Below are 16,776 nucleotides of genomic sequence, written 5' to 3'. Positions count from 1 at the left end.
AAATATTAGAGTGATGAGGAATTACGCAACCGGATGACAACGCATTGAGCCAATCCGGCGACACGGCTATAGTATGCGCCAGACGTAACGAAGGGGAGCTCTCATGAATCTTGATGACAAATCGCTGTTTCTTGACGCCATGGAGGATGTCCAGCCGCTTAAGCAATGCCACGATGTACACTGGCAGCCCGTTCGTAACGCTCGTACCCGGCAGGAGTTAGACACGCTGCAACTGGATAACTTTCTCACCACCGGCTTTCTCGAGATAGTCCCGCTTGCCACGCCGCTTGAATTTAAGCGTGAAGGGTTACAGAACGGCGTGCTGGATAAACTTCGTCTTGGGAAATATAACCAGCAGGCCAGCCTGAATCTGCTGCATCAGCCGGTTGAAGCTTGTCGTCAGAGCCTGTTTGCCTTTATCCGCCAGGCGCAGAAAGAGAATCTACGCAACGTGCTGATTATTCACGGTAAAGGCAAAGAGGACGGTTCCCACGGCAATATCATTCGCAGCTATCTGGCCCGCTGGTTGAGCGAATTCGACGAAGTACAGGCATTCTGCTGCGCGCTACCGCACCATGGCGGCAGCGGGGCGTGCTACGTTGCGCTGCGGAAATCGGACGCCGCGAAGCAAGAAAACTGGGAGCGACACGCCAAACGTAGCCGCTGAATAATCTCTTTGTAGGCCGGATAAGCGAAACGTCATCCGGCGCCACCGCGCTAACGCAGCAACAAACTCAGTTCAGTCGCTGCTTTATGTAGCTCCGGTAACACCCGCTCTAACAGCTCGGCGGCCGAAACCTGTCCCGCATGAACGCCCACATTTAATGCCGCTTCCACGTGTCCCTGTGGGTTAAACAGCGGCACCGCCAGCGAACGCAGCCCCATTTCCAGCTCCTGATCGTTTAACGCGTACCCCTGCTGACGAATCGTTTTCAGCTCGGTTCGCAATTTGGCAACGGAGGAGATGGTCTGCGGGGTATAGCGAATCATGGTAATGCGCGCCAGCATATCATTCAGCTTCTCTTCCGGCTGGTGGCTTAACAGCACGCGTCCCATCGAGGTTGACCACGCGGGCAGACGGCTGCCAATATCGAGATCGATAGTCATAATGCGTGAACTGGATGCTCGAGCGATGTAGAGAATATCGTCGCCGTCGAGTGTGGCAATTGAGCAGGATTCATTCAGCATATCGCTCAGGTGTTTCAGCACCGGCTGCGCTGAACGCGCCAGCGGCGTTGAGGCAAGCCAGGCGTGCCCAAGGGATAAAATCCGCGGGCGCAGTTGAAAATTTTTTCCATCTTCCGCGTAAACAAACCCGAGCTTGCCCAGCGTATATAGACAGCGACGCACCGCCGCGCGCGGAATACCCGTTTTTTGGCTGATTTGTGAAATCGACAGCACACGACGCTGTGGCGTGAAGGCCTGGATCACATCCAGCCCTCGCGCCAGCGACGCCATAAAATTCGGGTCACCTTTAAACGGATCGCTATCGCCCGTCAAAATATCATCTGGATGTTTCTCCATTTCTCTCTCCGTTTATGCCATCGATCACATTCTTCAGCTAAACATACACGATGTTCGATTATCGCACCATATTTCGATTATCGCCCTTGACCGGCATCGTTAAGCGGGTCACATTTTGTGCGAACAACGAATATAAGTGCGATAGTCGCACATCAAGGAGCAACCTGATGATCGATAAAAGTGTGCCGACGCTGACCGATGCCGTCGCGGGTATCAACGATGGGGCGACGATAATGATTGGCGGCTTCGGGCCTGCCGGACAGCCGACCCAACTGATTGATGCGCTGATTGAGCAGGGAGCGCGCGACCTGACCATCATTAATAACAACGCGGGGAACGGTGAAATTGGTCTTGCCGCGCTGCTGAAAGCGGGCCGGGTACGCAAAATGATTTGTTCATTCCCACGCCAGGTCGATTCGCAGATTTTTGATGACCTCTATCGCCGGGGAAAAGTGGAGCTCGAGCTGGTACCGCAGGGCAACCTGGCGGCGCGTATCCAGGCCGCAGGGGCCGGGCTTGGGGCCATCTTTACCCCAACGGGTTACGGCACGCCGCTGGCGGAGGGTAAAGAGTCGCGGGAAATCGACGGTCGTCACTATGTACTCGAATATCCAATTAAAGCCGATTTTGCGCTGATTAAAGCCCATCAGGGCGACCGCTGGGGCAACTTGGTGTACCGCAAGGCGGCGCGTAACTTCGGTCCTATCATGGCCACCGCGGCAAAAACGACGATTGCCGAAGTCACCAATCTGGTGGCGCTGGGCGACCTCGACCCAGAGAACGTCGTGACGCCAGGCATTTTCGTTCAGCGCATTTTCTCGCTGGAAAACCTCAACCTCCAGGCACTGCGCGCTTAAGGAGCCGATGATGCAAAAACTCTCTCGTGACGATATGGCAAAGCGCGTGGCGCAGGATATTCCGGAAGGGGCTTACGTTAATTTAGGCATTGGTCTGCCGACGCGAATTGCCAACTATCTGCCGACGGATAAAGAAGTGTTCCTGCACAGCGAAAACGGGCTGCTGGGCATGGGGCCAAAACCGGCTCCCGGGGAAGAAGACCCGGAATTGATTAACGCGGGTAAAGAATACGTCACCTTATTGCAGGGCGGCTGCTATTTCCACCACGGCGACTCCTTCGCCATGATGCGCGGCGGGCACCTGGATATCTGCGTATTGGGAGCCTACCAGGTTTCGGCGCAGGGCGACCTCGCCAACTGGAGCACCGGCGCTCCAGATGCGATTCCGGCTGTTGGCGGGGCGATGGACTTAGCCGTCGGCGCGCGTCAGGTCTTCGTCATGATGGACCACCTCACGCGTGACGGGGAGTGCAAGCTGGTTGAACACTGTACCTACCCGCTGACCGGCGTGGGCTGCGTTAGCCGCATCTATACCGACCTGGCCGTTATCGACATTACCCCAAGCGGCCCGGTGGTACGCGAGATATTCAACGGCCTCTCCTTTGAAGAACTGCAGCGCATCACACCGGTCACGCTCTCTTACAACGCCGTAGCGGAAATCGCTTAAGGAACAATGATGAATCAGGCATTTATCTGCGACGCGGTCCGCACTCCGTTCGGTCGTTTTGGTGGTACTCTTTCAGGCGTTCGCGCTGACGATTTGGCTGCGCTGCCGCTGAAAGCGCTGATGGAGCGTCATCCCGGGCTTGATCCGGCGCTGATTGATGATGTGATTTTTGGCTGCGCCAACCAGGCGGGTGAAGATAACCGCAACGTCGCACGTATGGCGCTGCTGCTGGCCGGGCTGCCAGAGACGGTGCCGGGAACCACCATCAACCGCCTTTGTGGTTCGAGTCTTGATGCGATTGGCGTGGCGGCTCGCGCGATTAAAAGCGGTGAAACACAGTTGATGATTGCAGGCGGGGTGGAAAGCATGTCCCGTGCGCCGTTTGTGATGGGCAAAGCGGAAAGCGCGTTTAGCCGTACGATGAAGATGGAAGACACCACGATCGGCTGGCGCTTTATTAACGCGCAGATGAAAGCACGCTATGGCGTGGACTCGATGCCGGAGACGGCGGAAAACGTCGCAACCGATTTTGCTATTGCGCGTGCCGATCAGGACGCTTTTGCGCTGCGGAGCCAGCAGAGAACCGCGTTGGCGCAGGCGAGCGGGGCGTTTAATGATGAGCTGATTTCGGTCCAGATCCCGCAGCGCAAAGGCGAGCCGCTTCTCTTTACTCAGGATGAACATCCGCGCAGCACCTCTTTGGAGTCGCTGGCAAAATTGAAGGGTGTTGTGCGTCCAGACGCAACCGTCACGGCAGGCAATGCTTCTGGGGTAAATGATGGTGCCTGTGCGTTATTATTAGCCAGTGAACAAGCAATGGCGCAAAATGATTTGCAGCCGCTGGCCCGGGTTGTTGGCATTGCCACCGCGGGGGTTGCGCCGCGGATTATGGGCTTTGGCCCGGCTCCTGCCGTCCGCAAAGTGCTGGCGCAAACGGGCTTAACGCTGTCGCAAATGGATGTTATCGAGCTGAACGAAGCCTTTGCTGCACAGGCGCTGGCAGTCCTGCGTGATTTAGGGTTGCCGGATGATGCGGCGCATGTTAATCCAAACGGTGGGGCGATTGCGTTGGGCCATCCGCTCGGCGCGTCAGGTGGACGCCTGGCGATGACCGCGGCCTACCAGTTGCGCCGCACCGGTGGGCGCTATGCGCTGTGCACCATGTGTATTGGTGTAGGCCAGGGGATCGCGCTGATTATTGAACGCGTATAAGGAGCAGGAATGAGTTTGTTAACCCCGCTATTGCGCACGGATGCACTAACGGCTGTTTTCAGCGATGAGCAGCTCGTTCAGGGGATGCTGGATTTTGAAAGCTCGCTGGCAAAAGCGCAGGCTCGCTGCGGGATCATTCCCCACGAGGCGGTTGAGCCTATCGTAGCGGCCTGTCAGGCGCAACGGCTCGACTTCCCGTCTCTCGCCACGGCAGCGGCAAATGCCGGCAATCTGGCGATTCCTCTGGTCAAGCAGCTGACTCAGGTAGTGAAAACGAGCGCGCCGGAGGCGGCCCGCTACGTACACTGGGGGGCAACCAGCCAGGATGCTATTGATACCGGCCTGATGCTTCAGCTTCAGCTGGCGTTACAACAGACGGACTCCCGGCTTCAGCGCCTTATGCAGGTGCTGGCCGAGCAGGTGGCGCGTTATCAACATACGCTGATGGCGGGCCGAACCTGGATGCAGCATGCGCTGCCTATCACCTACGGCTTGAAACTGGCGGGCACGCTGGATGCATTACTGCGCTGGCACGAACGACTCCAGCAACTGCGTCCTCGCGTCCTGGTTGTGCAATTTGGCGGTGCGGCGGGTACGCTTGCTTCGCTAAAAGACAAAGGGCCGCAGGTCGCGCAAGCGCTGGCCGATGAACTGAACCTCGCGCTCCCCGACACCCCCTGGCATAGCCAGCGCGACCGTATTATTGAGCTCGCAAGCTGGTACGCCGGCCTTTGCGCGACCCTTGGCAAATTTGCCAATGATTTCGCGTTAATGATGCAAACGGAAGTCGCTGAAGTGAGTGAACCTATTGCGCAAGGGCGCGGCGGTTCGTCCGCGATGCCGCATAAGCGTAACCCGGTTAGCTGTGCCGCTATCCTGGCGGCGGTCGCCCGTACGCCTGGGTTGATGGCGACGCTGTATGCGAGTCAGATCCAACAGCACGAACGGGCGCTCGGTGGCTGGCAGGCCGAATGGGAAACGCTCCCGCAGCTGGTGATGCTGGCGGGCGGCGTGCTCGAAAACAGTGAATATTTGCTTTCAGGGATGCAGGTTAATACGCAAAAGATGCGCGATAACCTCGATATCACTCATGGCCTGATCATGGCCGAATCCGTCACTCAGGCACTGGCGGCCCATATCGGTAAAGCCGATGCCCACCATCTGATTGAAAAAATTTGCCATCGGGCAATCGCGCTTGATTGTCCGTTACGACCGCTACTGGAAAATGACTCGCTGGTGAGCCAGCATCTTTCTTCAGAGCAACTTACGCAGCTGCTGGAACCGGCAAACGCTGTCGGTAGCGCGGACCACTTTGTGCGCCAGGTATTGGCGCGCTTTCAGGAGTTAGGGACATGAATATCCATTATCGCCTCGACGGACCGGAAAAGGCACCGGTACTGGTATTATCAAACTCACTGGGCACCACGCTCACGATGTGGGACGCGCAAATGCCCGCGCTGACCGAACACTTCCGCGTGCTGCGCTACGACACGCACGGTCATGGTCAAACGACGAAACGCGGAAAAGTGACGTTGTCACAGCTTGGCGAGGACGTGATTACGCTGCTCGATCATCTGAATATCGAGCGCGCCAGTTTCTGCGGTATTTCAATGGGTGGCCTGACCGGACTGTGGCTGGCACGCTTCGCGCCGGAACGTTTCGAGGCGGTTGTTGTGGCTAACACTGCGGCCAAAATTGGCGAGCAGGCGGGCTGGCTATCGCGAGCACGTACCGTGCGCAGCGAAGGCATGGGCGTGGTTGCCGCTGGCTCTGCGGATCGCTGGTTTACCCATGCTTTTCGTGAGCATCAGCCCGCGGTGGTTGAGCAACTGTGTCATCAGTTGGCTGAGTCGCAAGCAGAAGGCTACGCCGAATGCTGCGATGCGCTTGCCGCAGCAGACCTGCGTGCCGAGGTGGCGGCTATTCATGTGCCGATGCTGATTATCGCCGGGGAATATGATCCGGTTACCACCGTGGACGACGCCGATTTTCTGCATCAGCAGATTGACGACGCGTTCCAGGTCTGTCTCCCGGCCTCACATTTATCAAATATTGAAGCCAGCGACGAATTTAATGCCGCGCTGGTGGCTTTTCTACGGAGGAATCATGGCGGATAACCAACGCTATCAGCAGGGTATGGCGGTTCGCCGAAAGGTACTTGGCGATGCCCATGTTGACCGGACGGTGGCGAAACTTTCCCCGCTGAACGAAGAGTTTCAGGACTTTATCACGCGCTACGCCTGGGGGGAGACCTGGACCCGTCCGGGCCTGAGTCACCACACCCGCAGCATGATAACCATCGCCATGCTGATTGCGCTGAACCGCGAAGCGGAACTCAAAATGCATCTGCGCGCGTCGTTTAATAACGGTGTAACCCGCGACGAACTGAAAGAGCTGATTATGCATTCGGCGCTGTACTGCGGTTTACCTGCGGCAAATGCAACGATGCACCTCGCTCAGCAAGTGTTTGATGAAATTGATGCTGAGAATTCGTGATCCTCAGCCTGAAAAATAAAACGTAGTTCCATTACTATCGGTCCTCTTTTCTATTTAACGTTGTTAATGGAGAACCGATGACAAGATTACGTTACCCTGGAATGTCGACGTTGCTCTGTATGCCTCTGGTGCTGCAGGGCTGCGTCGCTGCTTCGTCAACCGGTACGGTAAGCAGACCGCTGTTGACGGCGCAGGAATCCGCCGCCTATACCGCAGAGAATTACTTCGCCCATGGGGGGCCGGTTCATGATTTGCAGGGAGCCTGGCAACCCAAACCCATCGTTCCCGACAACAATACCCCCTGGCGCGTCGCCCCCTCCGGGGCTCCCTATCAGGATATTCAGCAAGCGATTGATGCTGCCATTGCTCAGCATCGCGGAAGCGAACGCCTGTATATCCGTATTGACCCCGGTGTTTACACCGGAACGGTCTATATTCCTGACAATGCGCCGCCAATAACCCTTTTTGGCACCGGCAAACAGCCGCAGGACGTGAGAATCGAATTCGCGCTGGACTCACAGTTTAGCCCAGCCACCTACCGCAAAACCGTCAACGCAGAACGCTACCCGCCGGGGTCACCGGCTTACTATCAGTACGCACTGTGCGCCGGAAAAACCAGCGCGCTGATTGGCACCAACTGTGCCGCCGTGTTCTGGGCGCAAAGCCATGATTTCCAGCTCTATAATCTGACTATCGCCAACAGCCTGCTGGATACGGTGGACGGCGGTACCCATCAGGGCGTGGCGTTGCGCACCGACGGCGACCGTATACAGCTTCAGCGCGTCCGGCTGCTGGGGCGTCAGGATACGCTGTATCTCAATGTCAGCGATCGCCACAATGAGGCGCTGACTGATAGGATATACCGGGTATTGATGCAGGATAGCTACGTCGAGGGCGATGTGGATTACGTGTTTGGCCGCGCCAATGTGGTTTTTGACCGCGTGCATTTTCACACCGTCTCCAGCCGTCGCTCACCGGAAGCATACGTGCTCGCGCCCAATACGCTGCCGGATAACCCGTACGGTTTTCTGGTGACCAACAGCCGCTTTACTACCGATGACGGATACAAAGGCACCTTCAAAGCGAAGCTCGGCCGCGCGTGGGACCAGGGGGCCGGCAAGACGGGCTATCTGCCGGGTAAAACGGCGAACGGTCAGGTTTTGATTGTAGATAGCACCATCGATAGCGGCTACGACGCGCTGTCGCCGTGGGGGGCCGCGGCGACTACCGCAAGGCCGTATAAGGCGAATATCGGCACTTCACGGCAGCTTAATGACATCAACGTCAACCGTCTGTGGGAACGGAATACGCGCTGGGAGAAATAAATACAACGCCTGAAGCGCTCGTCCAGACGCACAGTCCGAGGAGACCTTCGGACTGTGCGACACTATTCACGCTGGTAGCAGCGTAATATTCGACTTAATAATTTCCACCGAGCGGGCAAATTTCTCCCGCTCGTCATCGGCAAGCTGAAGCTCGATTATCTGCTGTACGCCGCTTTGGGCGAGCACCGCCGGGACACCGATAGCCACGCCATCAACGCCGTACTCGCCATCCAGAATGCAGGAAATGGCCAGCGCGCGATGGCTACCGGTAAAGATGTTGCGGCAAATTTCAGCAATCGTTCCCGCAATACCGTACTCCGTGCAGCCTTTCCCGGCGTAAATTTCAAAACCCAGTTTGCGTACGTTTTCCGCCATAGCCTGACGGTCGAGCGCTTTTCCCGTGCGGTGCAGATAAACCTTTTCAATAGGGGAGCCGTAAACCGACGAATGTGACCAGACCGGGAACTGGCTATCGCCATGTTCGCCGAGAATAAACGCATCAATGCTCTGGGCGCCAATCTCCAGATCCTGAGCCAGTTTGCGACGCAGACGCGTGGTATCCAGCCATACGCCGGTACCGATGACCTGGCTGCGCGGCAGTCCGGAGAGCTGCCATACCTGCCAGGTAATGATGTCGCAAGGGTTGGTGGCAATCAGGAAAATACCGTTGAAGCCGCCAGCCATCATCTGCGGGACAATACTGTGAACGATATTCGCGGTGCTTTTCAACTCATCAAGCCGCGTCTGGCCGGGCTTGAGCGCGCCGCCGGAAACGGTAATAACCGCAATATCGACATCCGCGCAGTCGCTGGCATCACGACAGGAAATGGTCATCATCCCCGGCATATAGGCCGCGGCATCGCTGAGGTCCTGGGCATGGGCTTCGGCACGGGTCTTATTCAGATCGACCAGGATTAATTCTTCGCAGATATTCTGATTGAGCAGCGCATAGGCTGCCGATGCGCCGACATTGCCGGCACCAATTATCATGACTTTACGCGCTTTCGTATTCATGGTGATTCCATTGCATGGGCAAACAACAGTGGATAAAACTACTCGTTAACAAGTGATTAGCGCAATAGCCTGCGCGAATTATAAGTTAATGATATGAGACTAAGCGAAGGCGAATGGTAGAGTGGAAAAACAACAATAAAACAGGAACCTGCTATGTACTCGACCGCCATGACTCACGCCGCTGACCCGCATGTCAATGCCCTGATTGCTGAGCTTGACCGCTATCAGGAGGCGCTCTATCCAGAGGAGAGCAATCATCTGCTGGATCTCTCACAGTTGCCGTCCGAACAGCTTATCGTGATGCTTATCCGCAAGGGTGAAGAGGCGGTGGGATGCGGGGCGATTGTGCTGGGAGATGCAGGTCAGGGCGAGATGAAACGGGTCTTTATTAACCCGACGCACCGTGGTCAGCGGCTGGGTGAAAAGCTGCTGGCAGAACTTGAAAGCGCCGCATGGCAGCGCGGTTGCCGCATGCTGCAACTGGAGACGGGAATTCACCAGCATGCGGCTATTTGCCTGTATCAGCGCTGTGGCTATGAAGTGTGTGACGCTTTTGCGCCGTATCAGCCGGACCCGCTCAGCGTCTTTATGATGAAACCGCTGGTTCATCCAGTAATGCAATAAAGGCTTCCAGTTGTCGGCTCATCGCCCCGCGTCGCCACACCAGCCAGGTCGTTAGCCAGCGCCATTTCTCCGCCAACGGCCATGCCGCTACCTGATGATGTCCCGGCATACTTTCCAGCATGCTGCGCGGAATTAACGCTAGCCCGGCCCCGGCAATCACGCAGGCCAGCATACCGTGATAGGACTCCATTTCATGAATACGCCCGGGTGTGGCCTGGTCGGCATGGAACCAGCTTTCGAAATGTCGACGGTAAGAGCAGTTGGCGCGAAACGCATAGATACTCGCGCCATTCACCTGACTGGCGCGAGTAATCGGCGGGTGACCATGGGCGGCGACAATCATCATTTCCTCCGGGTAGACCGGCATACCATCTAATCCCGGATGCATCACTGGCCCATCGACGAACGCGGCGCTGAGGGTGCCTTCCAGTACGCCGTCGGTCATCGTACCTGACGGACCGGTGGCTAAATCAAACTGAATACGCGGATAGCGCTGGTTATAGCGCGCCAGCGTTTCAGGAATGCGTACCGCAGCGGTACTCTCCAGCGCACCGAGAGCAAACAATCCCTGCGGCTCATCACCGGCAACCACCATGCGCGCTTCATCGACCAGCGAGAGGATCTGCCGGCTATAGCGCAGAAAACTATGCCCGGCGGGCGACAGACGCAGCCGCTGATTCTCACGGATAAACAGCTCAACGCCGAGATCCGCTTCCAACTGGCGAATGCGGGTCGTCAGGTTAGAGGGCACGCGATGCACGCGCTGCGCCGCCTGGGTAATGCTGCCTGTCTCGGCAACGGCGTTAAACATCTCAAGCTGGGTTAAATCCATGACATTCTCATATTGTGAATGGTTCGGTTAATATTATTCATTTTTCATAAACATCAGGATAGGCGAAACTGTCATCACTGCGCAATTGATTGAGAGAGAAAAAAGATGACTTCACCTGCAACCCACGCTGTCTCTATTAACCCGGCAAATGGCGACACCATCGCGTCGCTGCCGTGGGCTACCGGCCCGCAAGTGGATATGGCCATTACGCTTGCTGATACCGCATTTCGTCAATGGCGCAAGACGACCATTGAACAGCGCGCCGATGCGCTGCGTGCGATTGGCCGTGTTCTGCGTGAACGTGGCGAAGAGATGGCACAATGTATTACCCGTGAAATGGGGAAACCGATTAACCAGGCGCGTGGCGAAGTGGCGAAATCAGCCCATCTGTGCGACTGGTATGCGGAACACGGCCCGGCGATGCTGGCGACCGAATCGACTCAGGTTGAGAACAACCAGGCGGTGATTGAATACCGTCCGCTTGGCCCGGTCCTGGCGGTGATGCCGTGGAATTTCCCGCTATGGCAGGTGCTGCGCGGGGCGGTGCCGATTATGCTCGCGGGCAACAGCTATCTTCTTAAGCATGCGCCTAACGTGATGGGCTGCGCGGCGCTGATCGGCGATATCGTGGCGCAAGCGGGGGTTCCGGCCGGCGTGTTTAATTGGGTTAACGCGACGAACGATGGCGTGACGCAGATTATCAACGATCCGCGCATTGCGGCGGTCACCGTGACCGGCAGCGTACGTGCCGGGAAAGCGATTGGCGCTCAGGCGGGCGCGGCGCTGAAAAAATGCGTACTGGAGCTTGGCGGCTCCGATCCGTTTATCGTCCTGAACGATGCCGATATCGACATGGCGGTGCAGGCGGCGGTGATTGGGCGTTACCAGAATACCGGGCAGGTCTGCGCGGCGGCGAAACGCTTTATTGTTGAAGCGGGCATTGCTGAACAGTTTACCGAGAAATTCGTTGCGGCGGCGGCGGTGCTCAAAATGGGTGAACCGACCGACGAAGAGAACTATCTGGGGCCAATGGCGCGTTTTGATTTGCGCGATGAGCTGCATAACCAGGTGATGGCGACCGTTAACGAGGGGGCATCTCTGTTGCTCGGCGGCGAACTGTTGAGTACCGAAGGTAACTACTATCCGGCTACCGTTCTGGCAAATGTGGCACCGACTATGACCGCTTTCCGCCAGGAGATGTTTGGCCCGGTGGCGGCGATTACCGTCGCCCGTGATGCGGATCATGCGCTGGCGCTGGCTAATGACAGTGAGTTTGGTCTGTCTGCGACCGTCTTTACCGGCGATACGGCCCAGGCGCAGCGTTTCGCCGATGAGCTGGAATGCGGTGGGGTGTTTATCAATGGTTATAGCGCCAGCGATGCGCGTGTTGCCTTCGGCGGCGTGAAGAAAAGCGGCTTTGGCCGTGAACTGTCGCACTTTGGTCTGCGCGAATTCTGTAATGTGCAGACGGTCTGGAAAGATAGACACTAAGCGAAACGACGTAGCCCTTAGGCTCTGCTATACTCCCAGGCCGAAAATAGCCTGTGGGCAAGGAGTGTAAGTGGCTACGGTTATCAATAATGCCATGCTGGCATCTATTCTTGATGATGTCAGGCCGCTGATTGGGCAGGGGAAGGTGGCGGATTATATTCCGGCGCTGGCCTGCATCAGCGGCAATAAACTGGGGATTGCTATCAGCACCGTCGACGGGCAGCATTTTAGCGCGGGCGACGCCAATGAACGTTTTTCTATCCAGTCGATCTCGAAAGTTCTGAGCTTGGTGGTGGCGATGAATCACTATCCGGCTGAGGAGATCTGGTCCCGCGTCGGTAAAGATCCTTCCGGGCAACCCTTCAATTCCCTTTTGCAGCTTGAAATTGAGCAGGGCATCCCGCGTAACCCGTTTATTAACGCCGGGGCGCTGGTAGTCTGCGACATGTTACAGGGGCGGCTGAGCGCTCCGCGTCAGCGGATGCTTGAAATTGTGCGCAAGCTTAGCGGCGTATCCAGCATAGCCTACGATGCGCAGGTGGCGCGTTCCGAGTTTGAACATTCGGCGCGTAATGCGGCGATTGCCTGGCTGATGAAATCGTTCGGTAATTTCCATCATGATGTCACGACGGTGCTGCAGAACTATTTCCACTACTGCGCGCTGGAAATGAACTGCGTTGAACTGGCGCACACCTTCCTGTTTCTGGCAAATCAGGGGAAGGCGCTGCACCTTGATACGCCGGTTATCTCTCCAATGCAGGCGCGCCAGGTGAACGCGTTAATGGCAACCAGCGGGATGTATCAGAACGCCGGGGAATTTGCCTGGCGCGTGGGGCTACCGGCGAAATCCGGCGTTGGCGGCGGCGTCGTGGCGATTGTGCCACACGAGATGGCGATTGCCGTCTGGAGCCCGGAGCTTGATGAAACGGGTAACTCGCTGGCGGGGGTCGCTGTGCTGGAAAAACTCACGCAACAAATAGGACGTTCGGTTTACTGATGGACGCGTTAGAAAGCCTATTTGCGCGACTGCAACGTTCACCGTTTCGCAGCCGTTTTCATCTGGGCGTAAAAGAACGGCAGTACTGTTATGACAAAGGGGCGGAGACTATCGACCAGCATGCGGCTGATTTCGTCGCAGGTAGACTTGCTCCCGCCTGGCCCAAAAATGATGGTAAGCAAACGCCGATGCGCGGGCATCCTGTGTTCATTGCTCAGCACGCAACCGCAACCTGCTGTCGCGGTTGTCTCGAGAAATGGCACCGTATTCCTCAGGGGCAGCCGCTGACCGCAGCGCAACAGCATTATGTGGTCAGCGTGATCCACCATTGGCTGGTGCTGCAGATGAACCGTCCCGATCGCTAACATTTATAGGTTTATTCTGAAAAGCTATCTATTTTGATAGGTTGATGTGACATCGCTCGTTGAATATGATAGGCCGGGCGACGTATCGGAATAAATTGTGTTATGAATGGATTTGGCAAGCAAATTGCGAATAATGGGGTGACAGGTACCCGGTTTGTCAGACGAATGTATCTGATGCGGATGCTTGGCACCTTTTTGTGCTTCCTGCCGATTGTTTCCGTGCTTATTGAACGTCATCAGCCAGTCTATTTTCAGCTACTGCTGGCGTGTAATGCCTTCATCTGGCCAACGGTGGCCTATCTACGTGCGGTTAAAGCGCCCATTCCCCGCGATGCTGAATTTCAGAATCTGCTGTTTGATGCCGGTGCAGGGGGATTCTGGATAGCCATGATGGCGGTCAATCCGCTGCCTTCGGTGACCATTGCCACGATCCTGCTGGCGGACAGACTCTCTGCCGGGGGGATCCCGCTGATGCGTAAAGCGGCGGCGACGATGCTTAGCGTCTTTGCCGGTCCCTGGGTGCTGACGGGAATGCCGTTTAACGGGTTCGTGACGCAGCAGACCATGCTGGCGACGCTACCGCTTATCTCGCTCTATCTTCTCGCCCTTAGCTTCATGACCGATAGTATTGCGGTGAAGCTGCGGCTGAAAAGCCAGGAGCTGGAACGTATTGCGATGCTCGATCCCCTGCTTGATATCGCGAACCGTCGCCTTCTGGAGCAGCGCATTTCCTGGGAGCTCATTCGTCTCAAGCAACACTGCGGCCATTCGCTGCTGATGTTTATCGATCTTGATAACTTCAAAGAGATTAACGATCGCCATGGTCATAAAGTGGGAGACGTGATGCTGAAAACGGTCTCACAGATCCTGCAAATGGCGACGCGGGGGACAGATACGCCTGCAAGGCTAGGGGGAGACGAATTTGTTATCCTGCTGCCCGATACGTCTCTGGAAGAGGGGCGCGGCATTGCGCAGCGAATTATGGATGCTACTGCGGTAGTGACAGAGCGTCCGGATCATCACCAGACGCTGACGCTAAGCATTGGTATTGCCGATGCGCTTCCTGACATGCACGAAGTTTCTGATTGGCTACAGGCGGCGGATAGCGCGCTATATGAAGCAAAACGTCGCGGTAAAAACCAAATATTCGCCCATTAGGGCATAAGAATATCCGATGATAAAGGTCGTTGTGTTATCAAATTGTTAGCGTGATAGTAGTGCGCATATAAACAAGGAGAACATCATGACCGTGACCTTCACTCTACACACCTTTTCTGAGGCCGACATTCTTACCCACCTGGAACCGCTGTCTGACGTGCTCTGTAACTGCGTCGACGGCGGCGCTTCGGTCAGTTTTATGCAACCTTTCAAGCCAGAAACGGCGCGGGCATTCTGGCAGCGTATGGCGGCGAGCGTCGCGCGTGAAGAGCGCATAGTGCTGGTGGCGAAGAATGCCGAGCAGAATATTGTGGGCACGGTGCAATTAGTTGTCGACCAGCCGGAGAACCAGCCACATCGCGCTGACGTGGCTAAGCTGCTGGTGCATGAAAGCGCGCGTCGTAGCGGCATTGCCCGTGCTCTGATGCAGCGTTTGGAAGAGATTGCTGTGGATGCACAAAAAAGCGTGCTGGTACTGGATACCGCCACGGGTAGCGGCGCAGAGACATTCTATACGCGCTGTGGCTGGCAGAAGGTTGGCGAGGTTCCGCGCTATGCCTATATGCCCGATGGCGAACTCACGGCAACCTCTATATTTTACAAATTTTTATAGATTCACTATTTATTCTCTCACTTTTGATCAAAACAGGGTTTCATAAGCGGAAAATCTGATAAGTTATTAGACCAATTGAGCAGGTTGTATGACTAATCCAGAAAGGAACCCATTGTGAAAACACTGAACCGCCATGATTTCCCCGGTGCCCAATACCCTGAACGTATTATCCAGTTCGGCGAAGGCAACTTCCTGCGCGCCTTCGTTGACTGGCAGATTGACCTGCTGAACGAACATACCGACCTGAATTCTGGTGTGGTGATCGTTCGTCCTATCGCGAGCGATTTCCCGCCATCTCTGAGCACCCAGGATGGTCTGTACACTACGATCATCCGCGGCCTGAATGAGAAGGGCGAAGCCGTCAGCGACGCGCGCCTGATTCGTTCTGTCAACCGTGAAATCAGCGCCTACGCTGACTATGCCGAGTTCCTGAAGCTGGCACACAACCCTGACATGCGCTTCGTGTTCTCTAACACCACCGAAGCGGGCATCAGCTACCATGCGGGTGACAAATTTGATGATGCGCCAGCGGTAAGCTACCCGGCTAAACTGACGCGTCTGCTGTTCGAACGCTTCACCCACTTCAACGGTGCTGCGGATAAAGGCTGGGTGATCATTCCTTGTGAACTGATCGACTATAACGGCGAAGCGCTGCATGAGCTGGTGGTTCGTTATGCGCAAGAGTGGGCGCTGCCGGCAGCATTCATGACCTGGCTTAACGAATCTAACGCCTTCTGCTCTACGCTGGTGGACCGTATTGTTACCGGTTACCCACGTGATGAAGCGGCGAAACTGGAAGCTGAACTCGGCTATAAAGACGGTTTCCTCGATACCGCTGAACACTTCTACCTGTTTGTTATCCAGGGACCAAAATCACTGGCCAGCGAACTGCGTCTGGACAAACTGGCGCTGAACGTGCTGATTGTCGACGACATCAAACCGTATAAAGAACGTAAAGTGGCTATCCTCAACGGTGCGCACACGGCGCTGGTTCCAGTCGCGTTCCAGGCGGGGATTGATACCGTGGGCGAAGCGATGAACGACGCTGAGATCTGCGCGTTTGTTGAGAAAGCTATCTACGAAGAAATTATCCCGGTACTGGATCTGCCAAAAGACGAGCTGGAGTCCTTCGCCAGCGCGGTCACAGGCCGTTTCCGTAACCCATACATCAAACACCAGCTGCTTTCCATCGCGCTGAATGGCATGACCAAGTTCCGCACCCGTATCCTGCCGCAGCTGCTGGCAGGGCAGAAGGCAAGCGGTAAACTGCCAGCGCGTCTGACCTTTGCGCTAGCGGCGCTGATTGCCTTCTACCGCGCAGAGCGTAACGGCGAAGCGTACCCGGTGCAGGACGACGCGCACTGGATTGACCGTTACCAGCAGCTTTGGGCTGCACATCGTGACCAGCAGATTAGCACCACAGATCTGGTGAAAGCGGTACTGTCCGTGAGCGAGCACTGGGAACAAGATCTTACACAAGTTGATGGATTGGTCGAACAGGTTGCAGCTGACCTCGACGCTATTCTGACTCAAGGCATGCGTAAAGCGGTGAAACCGCTCTGCTAATGTGCCCGATGCACGAATCTAACCCGGCTCCGGCC

18 protein-coding genes are annotated in these 16,776 nt (G+C 56.1%); 15 read left to right on the top strand and 3 right to left on the bottom strand.

The features are described from left to right. Positions 1-103: 103 nt before the first annotated feature. A complete protein-coding gene (gene smrA / locus ACH1XZ_RS05790) occupies positions 104-667 on the top strand; it encodes a DNA endonuclease SmrA (protein WP_395594751.1) in 564 nt (187 codons plus the stop codon). A 50-nt stretch (positions 668-717) separates the two neighbouring features. On the opposite strand, the gene ACH1XZ_RS05785 is transcribed toward smrA, so the two are convergent. Next, positions 718-1,524, bottom strand: coding sequence for an IclR family transcriptional regulator domain-containing protein (locus tag ACH1XZ_RS05785; RefSeq protein ID WP_395594750.1), 807 nt, complete (start codon positions 1,522-1,524; stop codon positions 718-720). Between the two features lie 167 nt (positions 1,525-1,691). Here ACH1XZ_RS05785 and ACH1XZ_RS05780 point away from each other — a divergent pair, with 167 nt between their 5' ends. From ACH1XZ_RS05780 to ACH1XZ_RS05750, 7 genes are all read left to right on the top strand, one after another. Next, positions 1,692-2,381 carry a 3-oxoacid CoA-transferase subunit A gene (locus tag ACH1XZ_RS05780; protein WP_395594749.1) on the top strand — a complete coding sequence of 230 codons (690 nt, stop codon included), beginning with the start codon at positions 1,692-1,694 and terminating at the stop codon, positions 2,379-2,381. Positions 2,382-2,391: 10 nt separating this feature from the next. Beyond that, positions 2,392-3,048 carry a 3-oxoacid CoA-transferase subunit B gene (locus tag ACH1XZ_RS05775; protein WP_395594748.1) on the top strand — a complete coding sequence of 219 codons (657 nt, stop codon included), beginning with the start codon at positions 2,392-2,394 and terminating at the stop codon, positions 3,046-3,048. 9 nt (positions 3,049-3,057) lie between these two features. Beyond that, positions 3,058-4,260, top strand: a complete 1,203-nt coding sequence (pcaF, locus tag ACH1XZ_RS05770; protein WP_395594747.1) for a 3-oxoadipyl-CoA thiolase — start codon at positions 3,058-3,060, stop codon at positions 4,258-4,260. Positions 4,261-4,269: 9 nt separating this feature from the next. Next, entirely contained in the window at positions 4,270-5,616 is a 1,347-nt protein-coding gene (locus ACH1XZ_RS05765) for a 3-carboxy-cis,cis-muconate cycloisomerase (RefSeq protein WP_395594746.1), read from the top strand. Further along, entirely contained in the window at positions 5,613-6,377 is a 765-nt protein-coding gene (gene pcaD / locus ACH1XZ_RS05760) for a 3-oxoadipate enol-lactonase (protein ID WP_395594745.1), read from the top strand. Before ACH1XZ_RS05765 ends, pcaD begins: the two co-directional genes overlap by 4 nt. After that, positions 6,367-6,756, top strand: a complete 390-nt coding sequence (gene pcaC, locus ACH1XZ_RS05755) for a 4-carboxymuconolactone decarboxylase (RefSeq protein ID WP_395594744.1) — start codon at positions 6,367-6,369, stop codon at positions 6,754-6,756. The genes pcaD and pcaC overlap by 11 nt, the downstream gene beginning before the upstream one ends. A gap of 77 nt (positions 6,757-6,833) precedes the next feature. After that, positions 6,834-8,081 carry a putative acyl-CoA thioester hydrolase gene (locus ACH1XZ_RS05750; RefSeq protein WP_395594743.1) on the top strand — a complete coding sequence of 416 codons (1,248 nt, stop codon included), beginning with the start codon at positions 6,834-6,836 and terminating at the stop codon, positions 8,079-8,081. A 66-nt stretch (positions 8,082-8,147) separates the two neighbouring features. On the opposite strand, the gene ACH1XZ_RS05745 is transcribed toward ACH1XZ_RS05750, so the two are convergent. Then, a complete protein-coding gene (locus ACH1XZ_RS05745) occupies positions 8,148-9,095 on the bottom strand; it encodes an L-lactate dehydrogenase (RefSeq protein ID WP_395594742.1) in 948 nt (315 codons plus the stop codon). A gap of 153 nt (positions 9,096-9,248) precedes the next feature. Here ACH1XZ_RS05745 and ACH1XZ_RS05740 point away from each other — a divergent pair, with 153 nt between their 5' ends. Then, entirely contained in the window at positions 9,249-9,719 is a 471-nt protein-coding gene (locus ACH1XZ_RS05740) for a GNAT family N-acetyltransferase (protein WP_395594741.1), read from the top strand. On the opposite strand, the gene ptrR is transcribed toward ACH1XZ_RS05740, so the two are convergent. Further along, positions 9,682-10,551: a putrescine utilization regulator PtrR gene (gene ptrR, locus ACH1XZ_RS05735; protein WP_395594740.1), complete on the bottom strand. Its 870-nt coding sequence runs from the start codon at positions 10,549-10,551 to the stop codon at positions 9,682-9,684. The two genes, ACH1XZ_RS05740 and ptrR, sit on opposite strands and share 38 nt — an antisense overlap. 105 nt (positions 10,552-10,656) lie before the next feature. Between ptrR and sad the strand changes: the two genes are divergently transcribed. The 6 genes from sad (at position 10,657) to ACH1XZ_RS05705 (ending at position 16,741) form a co-directional block, all read left to right on the top strand. Next, the gene (gene sad, locus ACH1XZ_RS05730) at positions 10,657-12,042 is read left to right on the top strand and encodes a succinate-semialdehyde dehydrogenase (protein ID WP_395594739.1); all 1,386 of its coding nucleotides are present in this window, start codon (positions 10,657-10,659) and stop codon (positions 12,040-12,042) included. Between the two features lie 70 nt (positions 12,043-12,112). Beyond that, positions 12,113-13,039, top strand: coding sequence for a glutaminase B (gene glsB / locus ACH1XZ_RS05725; protein WP_395594738.1), 927 nt, complete (start codon positions 12,113-12,115; stop codon positions 13,037-13,039). Continuing rightward, on the top strand, positions 13,039-13,404 hold the full coding sequence (locus tag ACH1XZ_RS05720) for a DUF4186 domain-containing protein (protein WP_395594737.1): 366 nt from the start codon (positions 13,039-13,041) through the stop codon (positions 13,402-13,404). The genes glsB and ACH1XZ_RS05720 overlap by 1 nt, the downstream gene beginning before the upstream one ends. Positions 13,405-13,569: 165 nt before the next feature. After that, positions 13,570-14,562 (top strand): sensor domain-containing diguanylate cyclase, encoded by a 993-nt coding sequence (locus tag ACH1XZ_RS05715; protein WP_395595556.1) that lies wholly within the window; start codon positions 13,570-13,572, stop codon positions 14,560-14,562. Between the two features lie 85 nt (positions 14,563-14,647). Beyond that, entirely contained in the window at positions 14,648-15,175 is a 528-nt protein-coding gene (locus tag ACH1XZ_RS05710; protein WP_395594736.1) for a GNAT family N-acetyltransferase, read from the top strand. Between the two features lie 114 nt (positions 15,176-15,289). After that, positions 15,290-16,741 (top strand): tagaturonate reductase, encoded by a 1,452-nt coding sequence (locus tag ACH1XZ_RS05705; RefSeq protein ID WP_395594735.1) that lies wholly within the window; start codon positions 15,290-15,292, stop codon positions 16,739-16,741. Positions 16,742-16,776: the final 35 nt, after the last annotated feature.

This window comes from Kluyvera chengduensis, assembly GCF_044197065.1.
In the GTDB taxonomy this organism is placed as follows: domain Bacteria; phylum Pseudomonadota; class Gammaproteobacteria; order Enterobacterales; family Enterobacteriaceae; genus Kluyvera; species Kluyvera ascorbata_C.
This window is presented reverse-complemented; position numbering and strand designations above follow the sequence as displayed.